General features: G+C 70.7%; 19 protein-coding genes. 10 read left to right on the top strand and 9 right to left on the bottom strand.

Annotated elements, in window-relative coordinates; genetic code table 11:
- Positions 1–135: 135 nt before the first annotated feature.
- The gene (locus OOJ98_RS28945) at positions 136–714 is read right to left on the bottom strand and encodes a TetR/AcrR family transcriptional regulator (RefSeq protein ID WP_267058000.1); all 579 of its coding nucleotides are present in this window, start codon (positions 712–714) and stop codon (positions 136–138) included.
- 86 nt (positions 715–800) lie between these two features.
- On the opposite strand from OOJ98_RS28945, the gene OOJ98_RS28940 reads away from it, so the two are divergent.
- On the top strand, positions 801–1,682 hold the full coding sequence (locus OOJ98_RS28940) for an SDR family oxidoreductase (RefSeq protein ID WP_267057998.1): 882 nt from the start codon (positions 801–803) through the stop codon (positions 1,680–1,682).
- 97 nt (positions 1,683–1,779) lie between these two features.
- On the opposite strand, the gene OOJ98_RS28935 is transcribed toward OOJ98_RS28940, so the two are convergent.
- The gene (locus OOJ98_RS28935; RefSeq protein ID WP_267057997.1) at positions 1,780–2,016 is read right to left on the bottom strand and encodes a chaplin; all 237 of its coding nucleotides are present in this window, start codon (positions 2,014–2,016) and stop codon (positions 1,780–1,782) included.
- 232 nt (positions 2,017–2,248) lie between these two features.
- Between OOJ98_RS28935 and OOJ98_RS28930 the strand changes: the two genes are divergently transcribed.
- From OOJ98_RS28930 to OOJ98_RS28915, 4 genes are all read left to right on the top strand, one after another.
- Positions 2,249–3,613: a ferredoxin reductase family protein gene (locus OOJ98_RS28930; protein WP_267057995.1), complete on the top strand. Its 1,365-nt coding sequence runs from the start codon at positions 2,249–2,251 to the stop codon at positions 3,611–3,613.
- Positions 3,614–3,642: 29 nt separating this feature from the next.
- Positions 3,643–4,065, top strand: a complete 423-nt coding sequence (locus OOJ98_RS28925; protein WP_267057994.1) for an FMN-binding protein — start codon at positions 3,643–3,645, stop codon at positions 4,063–4,065.
- 115 nt (positions 4,066–4,180) lie between these two features.
- On the top strand, positions 4,181–4,906 hold the full coding sequence (locus OOJ98_RS28920; protein WP_267057993.1) for an FAD:protein FMN transferase: 726 nt from the start codon (positions 4,181–4,183) through the stop codon (positions 4,904–4,906).
- 245 nt (positions 4,907–5,151) lie between these two features.
- The gene (locus OOJ98_RS28915) at positions 5,152–6,144 is read left to right on the top strand and encodes a phospholipase (protein ID WP_267057992.1); all 993 of its coding nucleotides are present in this window, start codon (positions 5,152–5,154) and stop codon (positions 6,142–6,144) included.
- 98 nt (positions 6,145–6,242) lie between these two features.
- Here the strand turns inward: OOJ98_RS28915 and OOJ98_RS28910 are convergent, their stop codons facing one another.
- Positions 6,243–7,352 (bottom strand): glutamate--cysteine ligase, encoded by a 1,110-nt coding sequence (locus OOJ98_RS28910; RefSeq protein ID WP_267057991.1) that lies wholly within the window; start codon positions 7,350–7,352, stop codon positions 6,243–6,245.
- A gap of 174 nt (positions 7,353–7,526) precedes the next feature.
- Between OOJ98_RS28910 and OOJ98_RS28905 the strand changes: the two genes are divergently transcribed.
- Positions 7,527–8,939: a HEAT repeat domain-containing protein gene (locus OOJ98_RS28905; protein WP_267057990.1), complete on the top strand. Its 1,413-nt coding sequence runs from the start codon at positions 7,527–7,529 to the stop codon at positions 8,937–8,939.
- A gap of 20 nt (positions 8,940–8,959) precedes the next feature.
- On the opposite strand, the gene OOJ98_RS28900 is transcribed toward OOJ98_RS28905, so the two are convergent.
- From OOJ98_RS28900 to OOJ98_RS28890, 3 genes are all read right to left on the bottom strand, one after another.
- Entirely contained in the window at positions 8,960–10,057 is a 1,098-nt protein-coding gene (locus OOJ98_RS28900; RefSeq protein ID WP_267058276.1) for an alanine racemase, read from the bottom strand.
- Positions 10,058–10,170: 113 nt separating this feature from the next.
- Positions 10,171–11,193 (bottom strand): ornithine cyclodeaminase family protein, encoded by a 1,023-nt coding sequence (locus OOJ98_RS28895; RefSeq protein ID WP_267057989.1) that lies wholly within the window; start codon positions 11,191–11,193, stop codon positions 10,171–10,173.
- Positions 11,193–11,876 carry a transcriptional regulator gene (locus OOJ98_RS28890; RefSeq protein WP_267057988.1) on the bottom strand — a complete coding sequence of 228 codons (684 nt, stop codon included), beginning with the start codon at positions 11,874–11,876 and terminating at the stop codon, positions 11,193–11,195. The genes OOJ98_RS28895 and OOJ98_RS28890 overlap by 1 nt, the downstream gene beginning before the upstream one ends.
- Before the next feature lie 185 nt (positions 11,877–12,061).
- On the opposite strand from OOJ98_RS28890, the gene OOJ98_RS28885 reads away from it, so the two are divergent.
- Positions 12,062–12,991: an aldo/keto reductase family oxidoreductase gene (locus OOJ98_RS28885; protein ID WP_267057987.1), complete on the top strand. Its 930-nt coding sequence runs from the start codon at positions 12,062–12,064 to the stop codon at positions 12,989–12,991.
- Between the two features lie 18 nt (positions 12,992–13,009).
- Here the strand turns inward: OOJ98_RS28885 and OOJ98_RS28880 are convergent, their stop codons facing one another.
- On the bottom strand, positions 13,010–13,168 hold the full coding sequence (locus OOJ98_RS28880) for a hypothetical protein (RefSeq protein WP_267057986.1): 159 nt from the start codon (positions 13,166–13,168) through the stop codon (positions 13,010–13,012).
- A 246-nt stretch (positions 13,169–13,414) separates the two neighbouring features.
- Entirely contained in the window at positions 13,415–14,053 is a 639-nt protein-coding gene (locus OOJ98_RS28875; RefSeq protein ID WP_267057985.1) for a hypothetical protein, read from the bottom strand.
- A gap of 316 nt (positions 14,054–14,369) precedes the next feature.
- Between OOJ98_RS28875 and OOJ98_RS28870 the strand changes: the two genes are divergently transcribed.
- Positions 14,370–14,750, top strand: a complete 381-nt coding sequence (locus tag OOJ98_RS28870) for a hypothetical protein (RefSeq protein WP_267057984.1) — start codon at positions 14,370–14,372, stop codon at positions 14,748–14,750.
- A gap of 200 nt (positions 14,751–14,950) precedes the next feature.
- Here OOJ98_RS28870 and OOJ98_RS28865 read toward each other — a convergent pair whose 3' ends face one another.
- A complete protein-coding gene (locus OOJ98_RS28865; protein WP_267057983.1) occupies positions 14,951–15,532 on the bottom strand; it encodes a TetR/AcrR family transcriptional regulator in 582 nt (193 codons plus the stop codon).
- Between the two features lie 64 nt (positions 15,533–15,596).
- Here OOJ98_RS28865 and OOJ98_RS28860 point away from each other — a divergent pair, with 64 nt between their 5' ends.
- Both OOJ98_RS28860 and OOJ98_RS28855 read left to right on the top strand, forming a co-directional pair.
- Entirely contained in the window at positions 15,597–16,568 is a 972-nt protein-coding gene (locus OOJ98_RS28860; RefSeq protein ID WP_267057982.1) for an SDR family NAD(P)-dependent oxidoreductase, read from the top strand.
- Positions 16,569–16,797: 229 nt separating this feature from the next.
- Complete coding sequence (locus OOJ98_RS28855) at positions 16,798–17,028, top strand: hypothetical protein (RefSeq protein WP_267057981.1); 231 nt, start codon at positions 16,798–16,800, stop codon at positions 17,026–17,028.
- The last annotated feature ends 7 nt before the right edge of the window (positions 17,029–17,035 follow it).

Here is a 17,035-nt window from a genome sequence, read left to right as displayed (position 1 = left end):
GTGGGCGCACGGGAAAGGCGGGGCATCCGCGCCCGCGCCCCGTCGTGGATCGCGGTCCGCCCGGCCGTCGCTCAGATGCCCGGCGCGCCCTGAGGCCGTCGAGCCGGGACCGGCCGGGGCCGGGCGCCGGCCCGGTCAGCCCAGCGAGGCGCTGACCGCGCGCAGCTCGTCCAGCGCGGCCAGGACGTAGCCGGCGAGTTCGTCGTCGCCGTCGCGGTCTCCGTCGGACCACTGGGCGAACCCGCGCTTGAAGGCGAGGACGCCCAGCTCGCTCGCGAGGGCCGCGGTGGGGTCGGGCAGGCCGCGCGCGACCAGGGCCGCCGTCATCGCGGCGGCGAGGCTGATGGTCTTGAGCGCGTCACGCTCCTGGAGTTCGCTGCAGGCGGCGATGGCCGCCTTGACGCGCGGAGCGAGCTCGCGGTTCATCGGGCCCATCGCGCTCGACGCCCGTTCGAGACCGGCGGCGACCGCCTCCAGCGGTGTGGCACCGCCGGGGGCCTCGGCGATCCCCTCGGACAGCAGCCGGCTCAGCGTCTCCTGCCCGGCCACGAGCAGCTCGCGCTTGTCGGGGAAGTGCCGGAAGAAGGTGCTCTTGGTGACCCCGGCGCGCTCGACGATCTGCGCGACGGTCGTGGCGTCGTACCCCTGCTCCGTGAACAGGTCGACCGCTGCCACGACGAGGCGCTCGCGCGCGCCCGGTTCCCACCTACCCATGGGGCCAGCATAGGCGATGGGACTCTTGTCCCGTCACCCTGCTACCGTGATGGGACAAGAGTCCCATCACTTGGTGGAGGATTTTCATGCGTGTTTTCGTCACCGGTGCCACCGGTCTGATCGGATCCGCCGTCGTCGCCGAACTCCTCGGCAACGGCCATACCGTCCTCGCGCTCGCCCGTTCCGACGCCTCCGCGCTCGCCGCCGAGGCGGCCGGGGCCGAACCGCTCCGCGGAGCCCTCACCGATCTGGACGTCCTCCGGGCCGGTGCCGCTCGGGCCGACGGGGTCGTTCACCTGGCCTTCGGCAATGACTTCAGCAGCCCCGAGGCCCTGGCGAAGAACGTCGCCGAGGAGAGCGCCGCCCTCGCGGCCCTCGGCGATGAACTCGTCGGCAGCGAGCGCCCGTTCGTGACCGTATCGGGTACGCCGCACGCGCCGGGCCGGGTCTCCACCGAGGCCGACCCGCTGCCGACCGACGGGCCGGTCGGCGGTCGCAGCCGCGCCGTCATGGCGGTCCTGGATCTTGCCGCACGCGGAGTACGGAGTACGGCGGTGCGGCTGCCGCGCACGGTGCACAACCAGGGCGCGGGCGGGTTCGCGGGCCTCCTGACGGACATCGCGCGCAGGACCGGGGTGTCCGGCTACCCGGGCGACGGCACACAGCGCTGGCCGGCCGTCCACGCGCTCGACGCGGCGGTGCTGTTCCGGCTCGCCCTGGAGGGCGCGGACGCCGGGACCGTGTGGCACGCCGTCGCGGACGAGGGGGACCAGGTGCGGGACATCGCCGCGGTCATCGGCCGCCGTCTCGGCCTGCCGGTCGAGCCGGTGCCGTCGCAGACGTACGGCCCCATCGGCCCGATCTTCGCGAGCGACCAGCCCTCGTCGAGCGCCCACACCCGGCAGCGCCTCGGCTGGGAACCGAAGCATCCGAGCCTGTTGGAGGACCTGGAGAACATCCAGCCCTGAGCCTGACAGAGGACGGCCGGGGAGGCCCGGGGGGTTGCCCCGGGCCTCCCCGGCCGGGCGGGCCGTCGCCAGACGGCCCGCCCCCTTCATCCCGCTGTCAGCTGTTGACGCAGGTGTTGCCGAAAGCCGGGTTCAGCGCCGCGGCTGCACCGATCGTGTTGCCGCAGAAGTTGACCGGAATGTGAATCGGAACCTGGATCACGTTGCCCGAGCCGACGCCCGGGGAGCCGATGGCGGCGCCCTCCGCGTGCGAGTCGGCCATGGCCGTACCGGCGCCGCCCAGCGTCGCGCCGGCCACCAGGCACGCCATCACGGCAAGAGTGCGGATCTTCATATGCGATCTCCCATCAATAGACGGTGTGGCCACCTATACGACCGCAGGGCGTCCGGCATGCCCTGCCATTGACCCATCCGGGGGCGAGGCTCTTCGTTTCCTCTGCATTACCTGTGGATCGGGCGCCGGTCACCTCTTTCAGAGGAAACGCAGAGGTACCGGTGTGAAGCTGGCCGCTCATCATCCGACAGGGTGGCGGCCCCCAGGGAGCCGTTCCCCGGGAAGGGGCCACATGGCTGCCGGCACCTACGACACCCGCTCCGTGACGCGCCTCCCGCACGCCGCGCCGCGGGGCAGCGCCTGGATACCCGTGGCCGCTCTGACCGTGGTGTGGGGCGGAGCCACCGGGGTGGTCGGCCTGTGGTGGAGCGACACCACATCGGTCGTCGGCGTGGCGGGGTGGCTGACGGACGGTGGCCGCATCAGCGGCCTGCTCGCCGGGTACGCCTGCGCGGTACTGCTGGCCCTGATGGCCCGCATCCCGCTCCTGGACCGGGGTGTGGGCACCGACCGGCTGGCACGCTGGCACGCCATGGGCGGCCGCTACACCCTCTCGCTCGCCCTCGCCCACACCCTGCTGATCATCTGGGGCTACGCCGTCGCGGCACACGTGAACGTGGTGAGCCAGACCACGACGCTCGTCCTGCACTATCCGGACCTCCTCAAGGGCACCGCCGGATTCCTCCTCCTGGTGGGCACCGGCATCGTCTCCGCGCGCGCCGCCCGCAGCAGACTGCGCTACGAGACCTGGCACTACCTCCACTTCGCGACCTACCTCGCGGTCTTCCTGGTCTTCGGCCACCAGCTCTCCAACGGCGCAGACTTCGTCGGCAACCGTTCCGCCCAGCTCGCCTGGTACGCCCTGTATTTCGGCGTGGCCGCGCTGCTCGTGTGGTTCCGGTTCGTCGTCCCCGTGCGCCGCGGAATACGCCATCGCCTGCGGGTCACCGAGGTCCGCCCCGAGTCGCCCGGTGTCGTGTCCGTGTACCTCACGGGGGAACACCTCGATGAACTCGGCGCCGCGCCGGGGCAGTTCTTCCGCTGGCGCTTCCTCACGCCGGGGCTGTGGTGGGCCGCCAACCCGTATTCGCTCTCCGCCCCCGCCCACCCCCGCTTCCTGCGCATCACCGTCAAAGCCGTCGGCGACCACAGCGCCGCCCTCGCCCGGCTCGCGCCCGGCACCCGCGTCTGGGCCGAAGGCCCCTACGGCGGGTTCACCGCGGCGCGCCGCACCACGAGCAAGACGCTGCTCCTGGGCGGAGGCGTCGGCATCACCCCGCTGCGTGCCCTCCTGGAGACGCTGCCCGGTGACGTCACCCTCATCTACCGCGCCCGCCGCCCCGAGGATCTCGCGCTGCGCGGCGAACTGGACGCCCTCGCTGCCGCCCGCGGCGCCCGCGTCCTCTACTCGGTCGACGAGCCGGCCACCCATTGCCTGCCCCTGACGGCGGCGGCGCTGCTCCGGTACGTACCCGACCTCCGGGACCGGGACGTGTACCTGTGCGGGCCGCCCGGCATGACCGAAGCGGCGTTGCGCGCCCTGAGCGACGCGGGGGTGCCACGCCGCCGCGTCCACCACGAGTCCTTCGCGTTCTGACCGCTACCCGAAACCCGAGGAGATGTGTCGTGCGCCGAGTCGCCGTCACCACCCTGTCGACCGCCGCGGGCATCGTCATGCTGCTTGCGCTCAAGCCCCACCAGAGCCACCCGCCCGTCGTTTCGGCACCCAGACCGGCCGCCTCGGCGTCCGGCACGCAGGCCGCCGGCGCGCGTACGGGGGACTTCACCGGTGACGTCATCGACACCCGGTACGGCCCGGTGCAGGTGTCCGTCACGCTCGCCAAGGGGCGCCTCACCGCCGTCCATGTGCTCCAGGTCCCGTCCGAGCGGGGCCGCGACCAGGAGATCGCGGCCCGCGCCGTGCCCCGCCTCACCGAGGAGGCGCTCGGTGCGCAGAACGCGCAGATCGACGCCGTGTCGGGCGCGAGCTACACGAGCGAGGGCTACATCGAGTCCCTGCAGAGCGCGCTGGACAAAGCCGGTGCGTGACACGACCCGCAGGGACCAGGGACCGTTCGGGGCCCGTACGAGCCGGGGGACGCATCCGGCGCACCCCGGGCAACCGCCGCGCCCGAGCGAGGGCCTGCGCCACGCGGAACACGTCATGGGCACCGTGTTCTCCTTCGACATCCGCGACCGGCCCACCCCCGCCGTCCACCGCGCCCTCGCACGAGCCGTGCGCCACCTGCACCGGGTCGACGCCGTCTTCTCCACCTACCGGCCCGACAGCCACATCAGCCGTCTCGACCGTGGCGAGATCCGCCTCGCCGATTGTCCGCCGGAGGTCCATGAGGTCCTGTCCCTGTGCGCGCGGGCGGTCCACGACAGCGAGGGCTATTTCAGCATCGTCCCCGCCGACACCCTCGACCCGTCCGGACTCGTCAAAGGCTGGGCCACGGAAGCCGCGTCGCAGCTCCTGTACGAGGCAGGCGCACACAACACCTGCGTCAACGGCGGCGGCGACCTCCAACTGCGCGGCCGGGCGGCCGACTCCATCCCGTGGCGTGTCGGCATCGCCCACCCGCTGCGCCCCGGGACTCTCGCCACCGTCGTCACCGCCCCCCACGATCTGGCCATCGCCACCTCGGGCACGGCCGAGCGCGGCGCACACATCCTCGACCCGCACACCGGCACGCCCGTCACCACCCTGGCCTCCCTCACCGTGGTCGGTCCGCGCCTGACGATGACCGACACCTTCGCCACGGCCGCGTTCGCCCGGGGCCACGGCGCCCGGGAGTGGCTGGAAGCGCTGGACGGCTACGAGGCCTTCGCGATCCTGCCCGACGGCCGGCAATGGCGCACCTCGGGCTTCGGCCGGTACGGCTCCTGAGTAGATCCGGGGCATGAAGCCGGCGTCGAGCCGCTCATGAAACCCGTACGGCGGGCGCGGGCCCCTGCCCCCGACTGAACCCGCCACGCCACCCAACTGGCTTTCAGCCAAAGGCCGTTGCCGAGCAGATGTGTGCCACCACCCGAGCAACGCACGACGCACATGCCTCATCTAGCTGTGCGGCACGGCACACCGGGCGCCCTGTCGACGGGGGACACACACCACCGTACGAAGGAGTACGTTTCTTGACCGCTCACCTTCACAAGAGCACCGGCCTGCGGGGGCTGCTGGCGCTGTTGGCCGCGCTGTGCGCGATCGCCGGTGTCGGCACCCTCGGCACGGCGTCGCCGGCGTCGGCAGCCGACCAGCGGCACGCCATCTACGCGATCGCGCACCGCGTCGACACCCTGGACGGCGTCGACGCCGCGCTCAAGCACGGCGCCAACGGCATCGAGATCGATGTCTGCTCCTGGTACAACCCGAACGAATGGCGCGCCTACCACGACTGCTCCTCGGCGGGCGAGACCCGCCACGGCCCGAGCTTCGACAGCATGATCGACCGGATCGTCTCCAACGCCAAGGCGGGTCGCCGGCTGGCGCTGGTCTGGCTGGACATCAAGGACCCCAACTACTGCGGCGAGGCGCCCAACCGGGCGTGCAGCGTCGCCGGCCTGCGCGACAAGGCGCAGCGGCTCACCGCCGCCGGAATCCAGGTGCTGTACGGGTTCTACGAGTACCACGGCGGCAGCACCCCGGACGTCGGGGGCAGGGGCTGGCAGAGCCTGCAGGGCAAGCTCGGCCCGCTGGAGGGCATCACGACGACCGGGACCCGTGACCAGGTCATGGGCGCGTTCAACCGGTCCGGCTCCGGCTTCCCCAACGGCCGCCGGGTGATGGACTACGGCGACACCGACATCACCAACGGGTTCGGCAACTGCACGGAACCCGACCGCAAGACGTGCGCTGAGCTGAAGAAGGGCGCCGGGGACCGCTCCGCCAAGCGGCTCGCGGCAACGTTGTCGTGGACGACCACGTACAACGACCCCTGGTACGTGGACAAGCTGCTGGGTGACGCCAAGGTGGACGGGATCATCGCGGGCTACGGCGCGTTCACCGGTGTGCGCGAGTACGACGACAACTGGAAGTGCGCCAACGCCATCGGCCTCATCCGCGACTGGGTGGGCAAGCACAGCTCCACCCACCGCATGGCCACCGCAGCCGACCGCCTCTTCACGTAGGAAACGGCCCCGGCGCATCCCGCGTCGGGGCCGGGGCGCCGTGGGCCGCCGACCACTGCGCATGGTCGGCGGTCCCGCGAGGCAGTGGGCCGGGTTGCTCAGTCGTCCTCCGGCCCCGTTCCGACGGCGGTCTCCTCCGTGATGAAGTCCACCAGCCCGGCCATGCCGCCACGTCCCAGGACGTGGCGTTGCCGGTCGGCTCCGGTGCCCTCGCGCAGGAGGCGGTGGACGAGGGGCTCGACGTGACGGGTGTCGCCGTGTTCGTCGAGGGCCTGCCTGATGTGTTCGGCGAGTTGGTACAGGACGTCGCCTGCGGCGTGGGGCCGGCCCTCGGGGTCCAGGAGCGTGGTGTTGAGACCGTGGCGGGCGGCGTGCCACATCGCGGCCTGGAGGAGTTCGGGCTGGCACTGGGGCTCGGGGGTGGCGTCCTTGTGTTCGCGCAGCGCGGTCGCGGCAAGGGCGCGGACGACGCCGGCGAGCATGACGGCGTCGTCGACGCGCAGTTGCACGTCCATGCAGCGCACCTCGAGCGTGGGGAAGCGCTCGGAGAGCCGGGCCTGCCAGTACAGCTGTCCGGTGTCGGCGATGGTCTCGGACACGATCAGCGCCTCGATGCGCTGCTCGTAGTCGCTGAGGCCCGCGAAGTACGGCGGCGGCCCGCTGACCGCCCACCGGCTGAAGACCGGCGTGCGCCAGCTCGCGAACGCGGTGTCCTGGCCTTCCCAGAACGGCGAGTTCGCGGACATCGCGAGGAGCGTGGGCAGCCACAGGCGGATCCGGTTCAGCACCGCCACCCCGGTCTCCCGGTCCGGCATCCCGACATGTACGTGCATCCCGTTGATGAGCAGGTCCTCGGCCAGACGGCCGCCCTGATCGTGCAGTTGCAGATAGCGGCGCTCGCCCGTTACGGGCACCAGCGGCCCCGTCACCGGCGCGGCCCCGGTGGCGGCGAGCCGGCAGCCGGAGCGCTCGGCGGCGGTGCTGAGCGCATGACGCAGCCGCAACAGATGGCCGGCCGCCTCCGTCAGCTCCTCACACACCGGGGTGGCGACCTCCACCTGGGCCTGCAGCAGTTCCGGCTGGACCTCCCCCTCCTCGGCCAGCTCCCCGAGCCCCGCGGACCGGCGTACCTCCTCGGACATCGGCACAGGGTGCCCGGTGACCGGGTCCAGCAGCAGGTACTCCTCTTCGACCCCAATAGTGATCATGGATGCTGCCTACCCGTCCTGAGCACTGCCCTATCGGTTCTCTTCAGAAGTCGGAGACCGGACTCCGCACCGCCCGCCCCCAAGCTTCGATAGTGCCTCGAAATCCCGGTACCCGCCGCTTCCGGCCCGGCTAGGGTCGGGGCCGAGGATCATCCCGGGGGGGGGCAGATGGCTATGGCATCGCGACCAGAACGGACCGACCAGCTCGTGGCGGCCCTGTACGCGCAGGACAACGAGTCGGTCAGACATCTCCTGCGCGACGGCGCCGACCCGAACGCCCGGACCCCCGACGGCCTCCCTCTGCTGTGCACCGCTGTGGCGGGGTTCGACCACCAGAGCGCCGAGGCTCTGACACAAGGCGGTGCCGACCCCGGTGCGACCCTGCCGGACGGTACGACACCGCTGCTGCGCGCCGTCGACCTCGGCTCACCCGCCCTCGTCAGCTCCTTGCTCCGCGCCGAGACACCGCCGCGGTTCTCCGAAACCGATCGCCGGCGCCTGCTCGACCTCGCGCGGCACTGGTGCGAGGCAGGCGCCGAGAACGAACTGCGCCGGCGCACCGGAGCCGAGGGCGCGGCCACGCACCGTCTCATCCGTGAGGAGTACGCCGACATCGAGGAGGTGAGCCTCGCAGGTCACACGGTCCGCGCCGGCCACATCGCGATCCTCACCGACCTTGAGCAACAGTTCGGCATCGTGACGCAGACGGCTGAGCTGGTCGCACGGGCCGCTCCGTACCACCGGCCGGACGGGCTCCATGCCAACTGGTCCGCCTCCCAGCACACCCTGGGCGCCCGCCGCGGTCCGCAGGACTGGTCCGACCTGAAGGCCCTTCGGGATCACCCCGATCCGGTCCACCGAATCCTTCTCGCCGATGTCGTGTGGAGCCGCGCTCATCGGACGCACTGGTTCCACCACCGAGACACCCGGGACGACGCCGCGTTCCTCGCCGAATGGGTCCGCGAGGAGGCGGACGGCATGGTGCTCGCCCGGCTCTTGGACGTGTACGGCGACGACGAGTACCCCGACCAGGAGGCCATCGGGCTGCTGTACGTCGACCACCCCGACCCACGGGTGCGCCGCCAGGTGCCCGGACTGTTCTGCCGCGGGGCACCGTCCCTGTACGGACGGGACTTCCCGCCCGGCGACGCCGTCGCCGCCACGCTGCTCGCGCTGTCACGCGATCCCGACCCCGAGGTGCGGTGCTCCACCACCGCCGAGTTGGCCTCGCACTTCACAGCGGAGTTCCGCCGAGCCCTACTGGCCCTCGTCCAGGATCCCGACCCCGGTGTCCGGAGACGGGCCGGCGTCGCGTTGGGCTCCACCAAGGACCGCACGGCCGCCGTAACGGGCGCCCTCGTGTCCCTGCTGGACGAGGACGATCAGCTCCTGCGTCTGGAAATCGTCTACGCCCTCGCCCGCCGCGACGACCACCGCACCGAAGAAGCCTGGAGCCGGGTCGGTGAACTTCCGGTCGGCTTCGAGGAGGTGGAGGACCACCGCATACACGCGTACTGGGCCTACAAGGGGCGTCATCAGCCGGCCGCAGCCCTTTCGTCCTCGGCCGACCCGGCCTTACCGCACTGATTCGAGTGGTGCACGCCCAGTCACCAGCCGGTCACGCGCTCCCAGTAGTCCTGGATCTCCGGTACGGCGAGGGCGGTGCGGGTGCTGTCGACGACGTGGTAGCCGCGGTGCTGGGCTGCGGTGGCGCAGGCGTGGTTGGGCAGGATGCGCAGTCGGGTGCCGATGGGCAGCTCGGGCAGGGGGGCTCCGTCGCGGGCGGTGAGGGTGCCGTGCTCCTGGCTGGCGGCGGTCATGACCAGCCCGGGGACGAGGTTTCCGGCCAGGTCGGTCACGAGACCGTACCCCTGGTCCTGTGCCTGGACGGAGGTGCCGCGGTCGCGGGACATCGCCATCCAGCCGCCGTCGGTCATGATCCATCCGCGTTCGGGGCGGTGTCCGATGACGGTGACGACGACCGACAGGGCCAGGTCGTCCACGCTGCAGACCCCGATCCCGGCCATCACGAGGTCGAAGAAGACGTAGTTGCCGGCGCGCAGCTCGGTGACGCCGGTGAGGTCGTCCGCGGCGTGGGCGGTGGGGGTGGAGCCGACGCTGACGGTGGTCACGGGCAGGCCGGCCGCGCGCAGCCGCTCCGCGGCGTCGACGGCGCAGTCCCGTTCGTTCTTCGCCGCCCGCCGCAGCTCCTCGTCGGTGTAGGCGAAGTACGACTCCCCCGCGTGGGTCAGCACGCCGGTCGGACAGTGCGCGGCGTGCAGAACGCGGCCGATCCGGACGAGTTCGGGTGCGTCGGGTGTCACGCCGCCGCGGTGGCCGTCGCAGTCGATCTCGATCAGGGCGGGGATGGGAACGCCCGCCGCGCGGGACGCGTCGGCGACGTGTTCCGCCTGTTCGGTGCTGTCGAGCAGGACGCTCAGGGTGACCCCGCGGTGCAGCAGTGCGAGGACGCGCGGGAGCTTGTGGGGGTCGATGCCGACGGCGTAGGTGATGTCGGTGTAGCCGCCGTCGGCGAACGCCTCCGCTTCCGCAAGGGTGGAGACGGTGACGGGGCCGAGCGCGCCGTCATGGAGCAGGGCGGCGACGTCGAGGCTCTTGGCCGTCTTCACATGGGGCCGCAGCGCAACGCCCAGTGCTCCGGCGTGCGTTGCGAGCCTGGCGATGTTCCGCCGCACCTTGGACACGTCGACGACGACGAAGGGGGTGTCGAGGTCGGCGAGGGTACGACGACCGTCGGATGTGCTTGAACTACCGTGCTTTTGAGGGGAGTTGCCCGAGGTTGCGTCGGCGGGGGTGTTCACAGGGAGATGTCCATCTTCTTCAGGAGTGCGAGGCCCAAGTACAGGTCCTGGAGGCCGATTCCGGAGCTGTCGAAGACCGTGATGTCGTCGGCGTCCGCGCGTCCCGCGGCGCGGTGGGTGAGCACATCGCCGAGCGGGGTGAGGACCGTGCCGTCCGGCGCGTGCTGGCTCTCGCCCATGCGGCGGGCCTGCTCGGGAAGGTCGCAGAAGACGCGGGCGCGGTCGAAGAGTTGGGGCGGAAGCTCTCGCTTGCCCGGTGCGTCCGCGCCCATGCACGACAGGTGCGTACCGGGGCGGACCCACGCGGCCTCGAACAGCGGCGGTGTGTCGGCGCGGGCGGTGGTGGCGGTGACGATCACATCGGCCCGGCCGCAGGCCTCCTCGGCTCCCGCGGCACGGGCGTTGTGCCCTTGGGCCACCAGCGCCGCGGCCATCCGCTCGGCGCGCTCGACGGTGCGTCCCACGACCAGGACCTCGCCGATGGCCCTGACGCGGCTGACGGCCGCCACCTCGTACGCCGCCTGGTGGCCGGTGCCGAAGACGGCCAGCGTGGTGGCGTCGGCACGCGCGAGCAGATCGACGGCGAGCGCGTCGGCCGCGGCGGTGCGGTAGGCGTTCGCGGTGCCCACCTCCAGGACCGCCGCGATCCTGCCGACCGTCTGGTCCAGCAGAAGCAGGGTGGAGTGGTGGCGCGGCAGGCCGTGTTCCTCGTTGTCCGGCCAGTACGTGCCGATCTTCACCCCGGCGTGGGTCGCGGACGCGGACGGTTTCAGGGTGAACCGGTTGCGGGGGTCGGATCCGTGTACGGCGAGGCTGGTGAACACCTCGCTGTCCACGGTCGCGGCGAAGGCCGCACGGGCCGCCTCCAGGGCCAGCTCCTCGTCCACGTACGCGGCGGTCTGCTCCTCGGTGAGGTACAGCAGACGGCGGGCGGCAAGCGGCCCATCGGAGGCGGGGGCGGATCCGGGCGCGGGCGCGGGTGCGGCCACGGGATCTTGGGTCGGTCCTGCGGCAGTCATCAAATGCCCCCTTGCTTCACGTAGTTGTAGACGGTCGCCCGGGAGACGCCGAGGAGGTCGGCGATGGTCTGGGCGGCGTCACGCGAGTCGAAATGCCCGTCCTCGTGGAGTCGGCGCACCAGCGCCTTCTTGTCCTCCCGTCCCAGCGACCGGGGGTTCGCCCCGCGTTCCGCGGCCATCGCCTCCACCGCCTGACGCAATGCGCGCGCGTTGCGGCCGCGCAGGGTCTCCAGGGGCTGCTCGCGGTGCTCGGCCTCGGTGGCCACGAGGTTCGAGAGCGCGAGTGTCATCGGTGACAGCACCGAGACGTCGAGGTTCAGGCAGAGCGCCGCGATGTACTGGCCGGCCGCGTTCTTGATGCCGATGGACGTGCTCTTGGCCGGGCGGCCGTCGGGGAACCGGTTCGGATAGTTCTGGATCACGCTGGGGTAGCCGGGGTCCTCGATGCGCGCGAGGCCGAGTTCCGTAGCCGAGTCTCCGACGCTGCGGCCCGACAGGTTGTTCTCGATCGCCCGGATCGCGTGCCGCGGGTCCCGCAGGTCGTGCAGCACCACTTCGCACAGCCCGGGGAACATGCGGCCCAGCGCGACAGCGATCTTCTCGGCCTCGCCGATGAGGTGCTCGTCCGTACCGGCCGGGCCTTCGGCCGCGTCGATGCCGCCGTCGTCCTCGTGCTCGCTCATTCCCACACCCACACCGTCCCTGGCCATGTCATGGTCCGGCGAACCATGACCCCGACGGCCCCCGTACGACCGCACACCTAGACATGTTATCCAGATCTGGACTATCCGTCCAAGGCGCCGTCTCTGCGATTGTTCAGCGCCCAGGCGGGAGGCAAGGACGGAGCGAGTCGGACAGGATGGTCCCCATGAAGACCATCGCCTTCCCCCAGACCGAACTGCGAGCGTCCAACGTCGTCCTGGGACTGATGCGCATCGCCGAACTCGACGACGAGGACATCCGTACGCTTTACGGGAGCGCCCGGGATGCCGGCGTGAACACCTTTGACCACGCCGACATCTACGGGCCCACGCGCCACGCATGCGAGGAGCGTTTCGGGCAGGCCGTCAAACTCTCGGCCACCGAGCGCGAGTCGATCGTCATCCAGAGCAAGGTCGGTATCCGGTCCGGCTTCTTCGACTTCTCCCGAGAGCACATCGTGCGCACCGTCGACGAGTCGCTCGCGGCACTCGGCACCGACTACCTCGACATGCTGCTGCTGCACCGTCCGGACACCCTCGTCGAGCCCGAAGAGGTGGCGGCGGCCTTCGACGAGCTCCACGCGGCGGGCAAGGTCGTGAACTTCGGGGTCTCCAACCACACCCCGGGCCAGATCGAACTCCTCAAGACCGCCGTGCGGCGCCCCTTGGTGGCCAACCAGGTCCAACTGAGTATTACTCACTGCCCGTTGATCGCGTCGGGGATCGCGGCCAACATGGCCGGACTCGACCAGTCGCTCGACCGGGACAACGGGCTGCTCGACTACTCACGGGTGAACGGCATGACCCTTCAGGCATGGTCACCGTTCCAGAAGGGCTTCTTCGACGGCGTCTTCATCGGCGACGTCGAGCACTACGCGGAACTGAACACCGTCCTGGACGAACTGGCGGCGAAGTACGGGGTGACTCCGACAGGCATCGCCGTCGCGTGGATCACGCGCCATCCCGCGAACATGCAGGTGGTACTCGGCACCACCAACCCGGGCCGGGTCGCCGAGTCCGCGGCGGGCTCGGAGATCCCGCTCACCCGGGAGGAGTGGTACCGCCTCTTCAGCGCGGCGGGCCACACCATCCCGTAGGCTCCGGCCGGCGGCGCCTCACGCCGACTTCGAGCGGCCGACGAACAGCCGGCCGCTCGGCTTGGTGGCGCCGCGGACCGAAACGGTGAAATCGTGAACCAGATCGGCGGCGTCGCGAACAGGGTCGACGTACTCGTCGAGCGCGAGGTCGATGTCCTCGGCGACGCCCTCCGCCATCAGTTCGCGCGGAGACGCCCGCGCGCAGACCGTCCGGGGCAGCCCGCGGCGGCCGTGGTGCGGGCCCCTTCCCGGGCGGCGCCAGTACTTGACACCTTCTACCGAAGGGGCCGGGCAATTCCATCGGCCGTCGTCAGCGTGTCAGCGCGCCGACTACCGCCCCGGCCCTCGGGCAGGAGGTGCGTCCCGAACGGGTGCACCGCCGGGGGGCGTCGCAACATGACGTCATGGCCTGCGTACCCTGCCTCACCGAGCCGGCTGGGCAGCCGCGGGCGGCGGCAGGAGGTCGGCGTGGTGGACCGTGTAGCCGCCCTTGGCGACGGGGGCGTACGGCGCGGGGGCCATGCAGGTGCCGACCTCGGCTTCCGGGGTGCTCTTCGCCCCCTTGCCGGGCAACAGGTTGACCCCGTTCCACGAGAACCCGACGCGGTCCTTGCTGTGGCCGGCGTCCGAGCCACCGTCGTACACGCTGAACCCGATCCGCTTGCCGACGTCGGGCGGGCCGCCAGGGCTGACCTTGGTGATGACGGCCGTCAAGGTCGCCGTGTGCGGCGAGGTGACCAGGCAGTCCACCTTCCCCTCCTCGGTGTAGGTGATGTCGCGCTCAGCCGAGTAGTGCGACACCTTGACGGTGCCGCGGGCGTCCGTGGGCAGCCCGGTGGGGACGTCGGGCAGGGGCTCGCTGTAGGGAACGGCGTGGGCGTCGAAGGTGAAGGTGCGGATGTCGTTGTCCTTGACGTACGGAAGCGTGAATCGGGCGGATCCGGTCACACTCGCGTACTGCGGTCTGTCTTCCCTCGCCGATGCGGCGGAGACGGAGGTCAGCGCAGCCGCGGTGGCGAGGGTGGCAAGCGCGGCGGTGATGCGAAGAACGGTGGCTGTCACTGGGCACTCCAACAGATCGAGGCAGACATCGAAGGCGTCGATGCGTGAACCGCTCGCACCTCCGTTTGATGACTCCATCCTTGCCGGTCCGAGTCGCCGGATCGTCGCCCGAGAGGGGTAAGTAGCCTGCCATTGCTGTCAGTTCATGGGGTGACGAGCAGTCATCCTCTGGTCGCATCACGCGCTTGGGCGGCGGATGGACGACCGCAGTGGGGCCTCCGTAAGCCGCGACGCCCATGAGGAGCCGGCTTGCCCCTGCCCCGATCCACGACGTTCACAAGGGCGGATCGACCAAGGCTTCTGGCAGCATGAGCCTGTGGAGACCGTCGATGACTCGGGTGACCCGCTCCGGCTGCTGATGGGCCGGGAGGTGAGCGCTGTGTGTTTTGCGCGCGGTTACGTCGAGTTGCACTTCGACGGACCGGTCCTGCGGGCCCTGAGCGATCCCTTCGGACGGTACGGCTGCCAGGGATGGCGCTTCCCGGGGCGAGGGTCGCCGGAGCTCATGCGCTACTACATCGGCAAGATCGTCGACGACTACCAGCTGATTCCGGATCGCCTTCTCGCGGTGGACTTCGGAGAACACCGCTTTGCCATACCGCTCGACCATGGCTCGCGCACGGGCCCCGAGTCAGCCCATCTGATCGGCATCGACGAGAACGGCCGGACCGACGCGATGGCAAGGTGGACCTGGTAGCATGGAGTCCCACTCGGCGTCATCCGCGCTATCGGATTCTCACCGTCTCGCGTCGCGCCGGGCGGGGCCTTCCGTCTCGACCAGGTGGCTCGGTCCCACTTCGCCGGAGGCGCTCGCATCGTCCCTGCCGCGGCCGCTTGAGGCAGGTACGCGAGGGCTGAAGGTGCCGGCTCCGGGCACAAGCGGCACGCCGCGTGTCTTCAGCGCACCAGGAGTCTGATGGCGACCTTCAGACGTTCGAGGTAGGCCTCCCGTGTTGCGGCCTGGTGCTTGAGGCCGATCGAGGTGCTGATCATCGTCTGCGCGACCGGGGCGGCCGTCTCGTGTCCTGACGCGGCGGCGATCGCGTCCGTGATCAGCTCTTCGAAGCGTCGAGGAGCGGTCTGCGCGATCTCTCCGAGGAGGTGGGGGTTGTCGGCGATGACGACGGTGACGTCGCGCGCGAGCGGGCCGACGTAGCGGCCCGCCCACTGGTCGAAGGCTTCGACGAGGCGCTCCGGAAGGGGACGGTCGGCGTCGGCCAAGACGTCTTCGACCACTGCAAGGTCGCGTTCCAATGCCTGGGTCGCGGCCGCACGGAACAGAGCCTCCTTCGAGGAGAAGAGGAAGTAGAGCCCGGGGCGGGAGATGTGCGCGGCCCGCGCCACTTCCTCCATCGAGGTCTTCCGGTAGCCGAATCGGGCGAACGTCGCGAGCGCGGAGTCCAGAACCGTGGTCCGACGGTCGGTATCGATGATGGGCGACGTCAGGGGGCCGGCCGGGCCGGCCTCGGGGCTGCTCATGGGGCGAGCATAGGAGCAGGATCCTAGCTATACAAGTTCAGTCCACCATGTATAGCTTTGCTGCATGCACGCTTCTGAACCCCTCTCCACCTCCTTCACCTCATCCAGCACGGCGGCCGATGTGGTGCGGGGCCTCGACCTCACCGGTATCCGCGCGATCGTGACGGGAGCTTCCTCCGGAATCGGGATCGAGACGGCTCGCGCGCTGACCGCAGCCGGGGCGCAGGTGACGCTCGCCGTGCGGAACACGGCTGCGGGTGACGCCGTCGCTGGATCGATCGCGAGCTCGACAGGGGCGGTCCGGCCCCGAACCGTCCGGCTGGACCTCGCCGACAGAGCCTCCGTCGCGTCGTTCGTGGCCGCGTGGCGCGGCCCACTTCACCTGTTGGTCAACAACGCGGGCGTGGTCACCGGTGGTCTCGAACGAACCCGCGAGGGCTGGGAGTTGCAGTTCGCGACCAACCATCTGGGGCACCTCGCGCTCGCCATGGGCCTGCACGACGCCCTGGCCCTCGGGGCGTCCGACCGCGCCGGGGCACGGATCGTCTCGGTCAGCTCGACGGCGCACATGCGTTCCGGCATCGATTTCGACGACCTTCACTTCGAGCGGCGCAGCTACGACCCGCAGATCGCCTACGCCCAGTCGAAGACGGCGAACTCCCTGTTCGCCGTTGAGGCGACCCGCCGGTGGGCGTCCGACGGCATTGTCGCCAACGCGGTGAACCCCGGCGGTGTCGCGACGGGTCTGCAGCGGAACTTCACGGTGCGGCAGAAGCAATCGCTCGACGCGGCCGAGGCCGCCGGAGTATTCAGGTACAAAACGGTCGAGCAGGGAGCCGCCACCACGATGGTCGCGGCCGTCGCCCCGCAGTTCGCCCACTCCGGAGGCCACTACCTCGATGACGCGCAGGAGGCCTACACGGTGCCGAACGACGCCGACCTCGCGCGGCATCCGCACGGCGTCAAGGAATGGGCACTCGATCCCGCCGTCGCCAAGCGCCTCTGGTCCGTATCCACCGACCTGCTCCGCGTCTGACCTCGCGGCCGAGCGGCCACCTCCGCCCACGACGGCGGGCGGCGCCACGAGAACACCGGGCATGCAGTGGTGTGACCACACCACGCGCGGCTCGACGGCGACGGCCGGTGTACGGGGTGAACCTTCCATGCGGGATCCCCCATGCCCCAGGACAGCGCCCAGTCACGCCTCACCACGTGGCGCGCGTATCGCTTTGCCTCAGAAATCGAACATGCGATCTAATTAAGTCATGAACCCCGCCCCCTTCCCCAGCGATCTTGTGGAGGCTCAGACCGCCTGGTACGCCACGTACTGGGAGCTCGCCACCGCAGCGCCCGCCGTCAGCACTGCCGCGCACCGTCGGCGCCTTCAGGAACTCTCCCGGCGCATCGCCGGTCACCCCTACTGGCAGACCCCGGCGGGAACCCCCGCGGCTCGGATGGCCCTCAAGGAACTCGCCCGGGTGCGGGTCCAGCCATGAGCCGCGA

The organism is Streptomyces sp. NBC_00083, assembly GCF_026343295.1.
In the GTDB taxonomy this organism is placed as follows: Bacteria; Actinomycetota; Actinomycetes; order Streptomycetales; family Streptomycetaceae; genus Streptomyces.
Note: the sequence above shows the minus strand (reverse complement) of the source record. Positions and strands in the feature narration are given on the sequence as shown.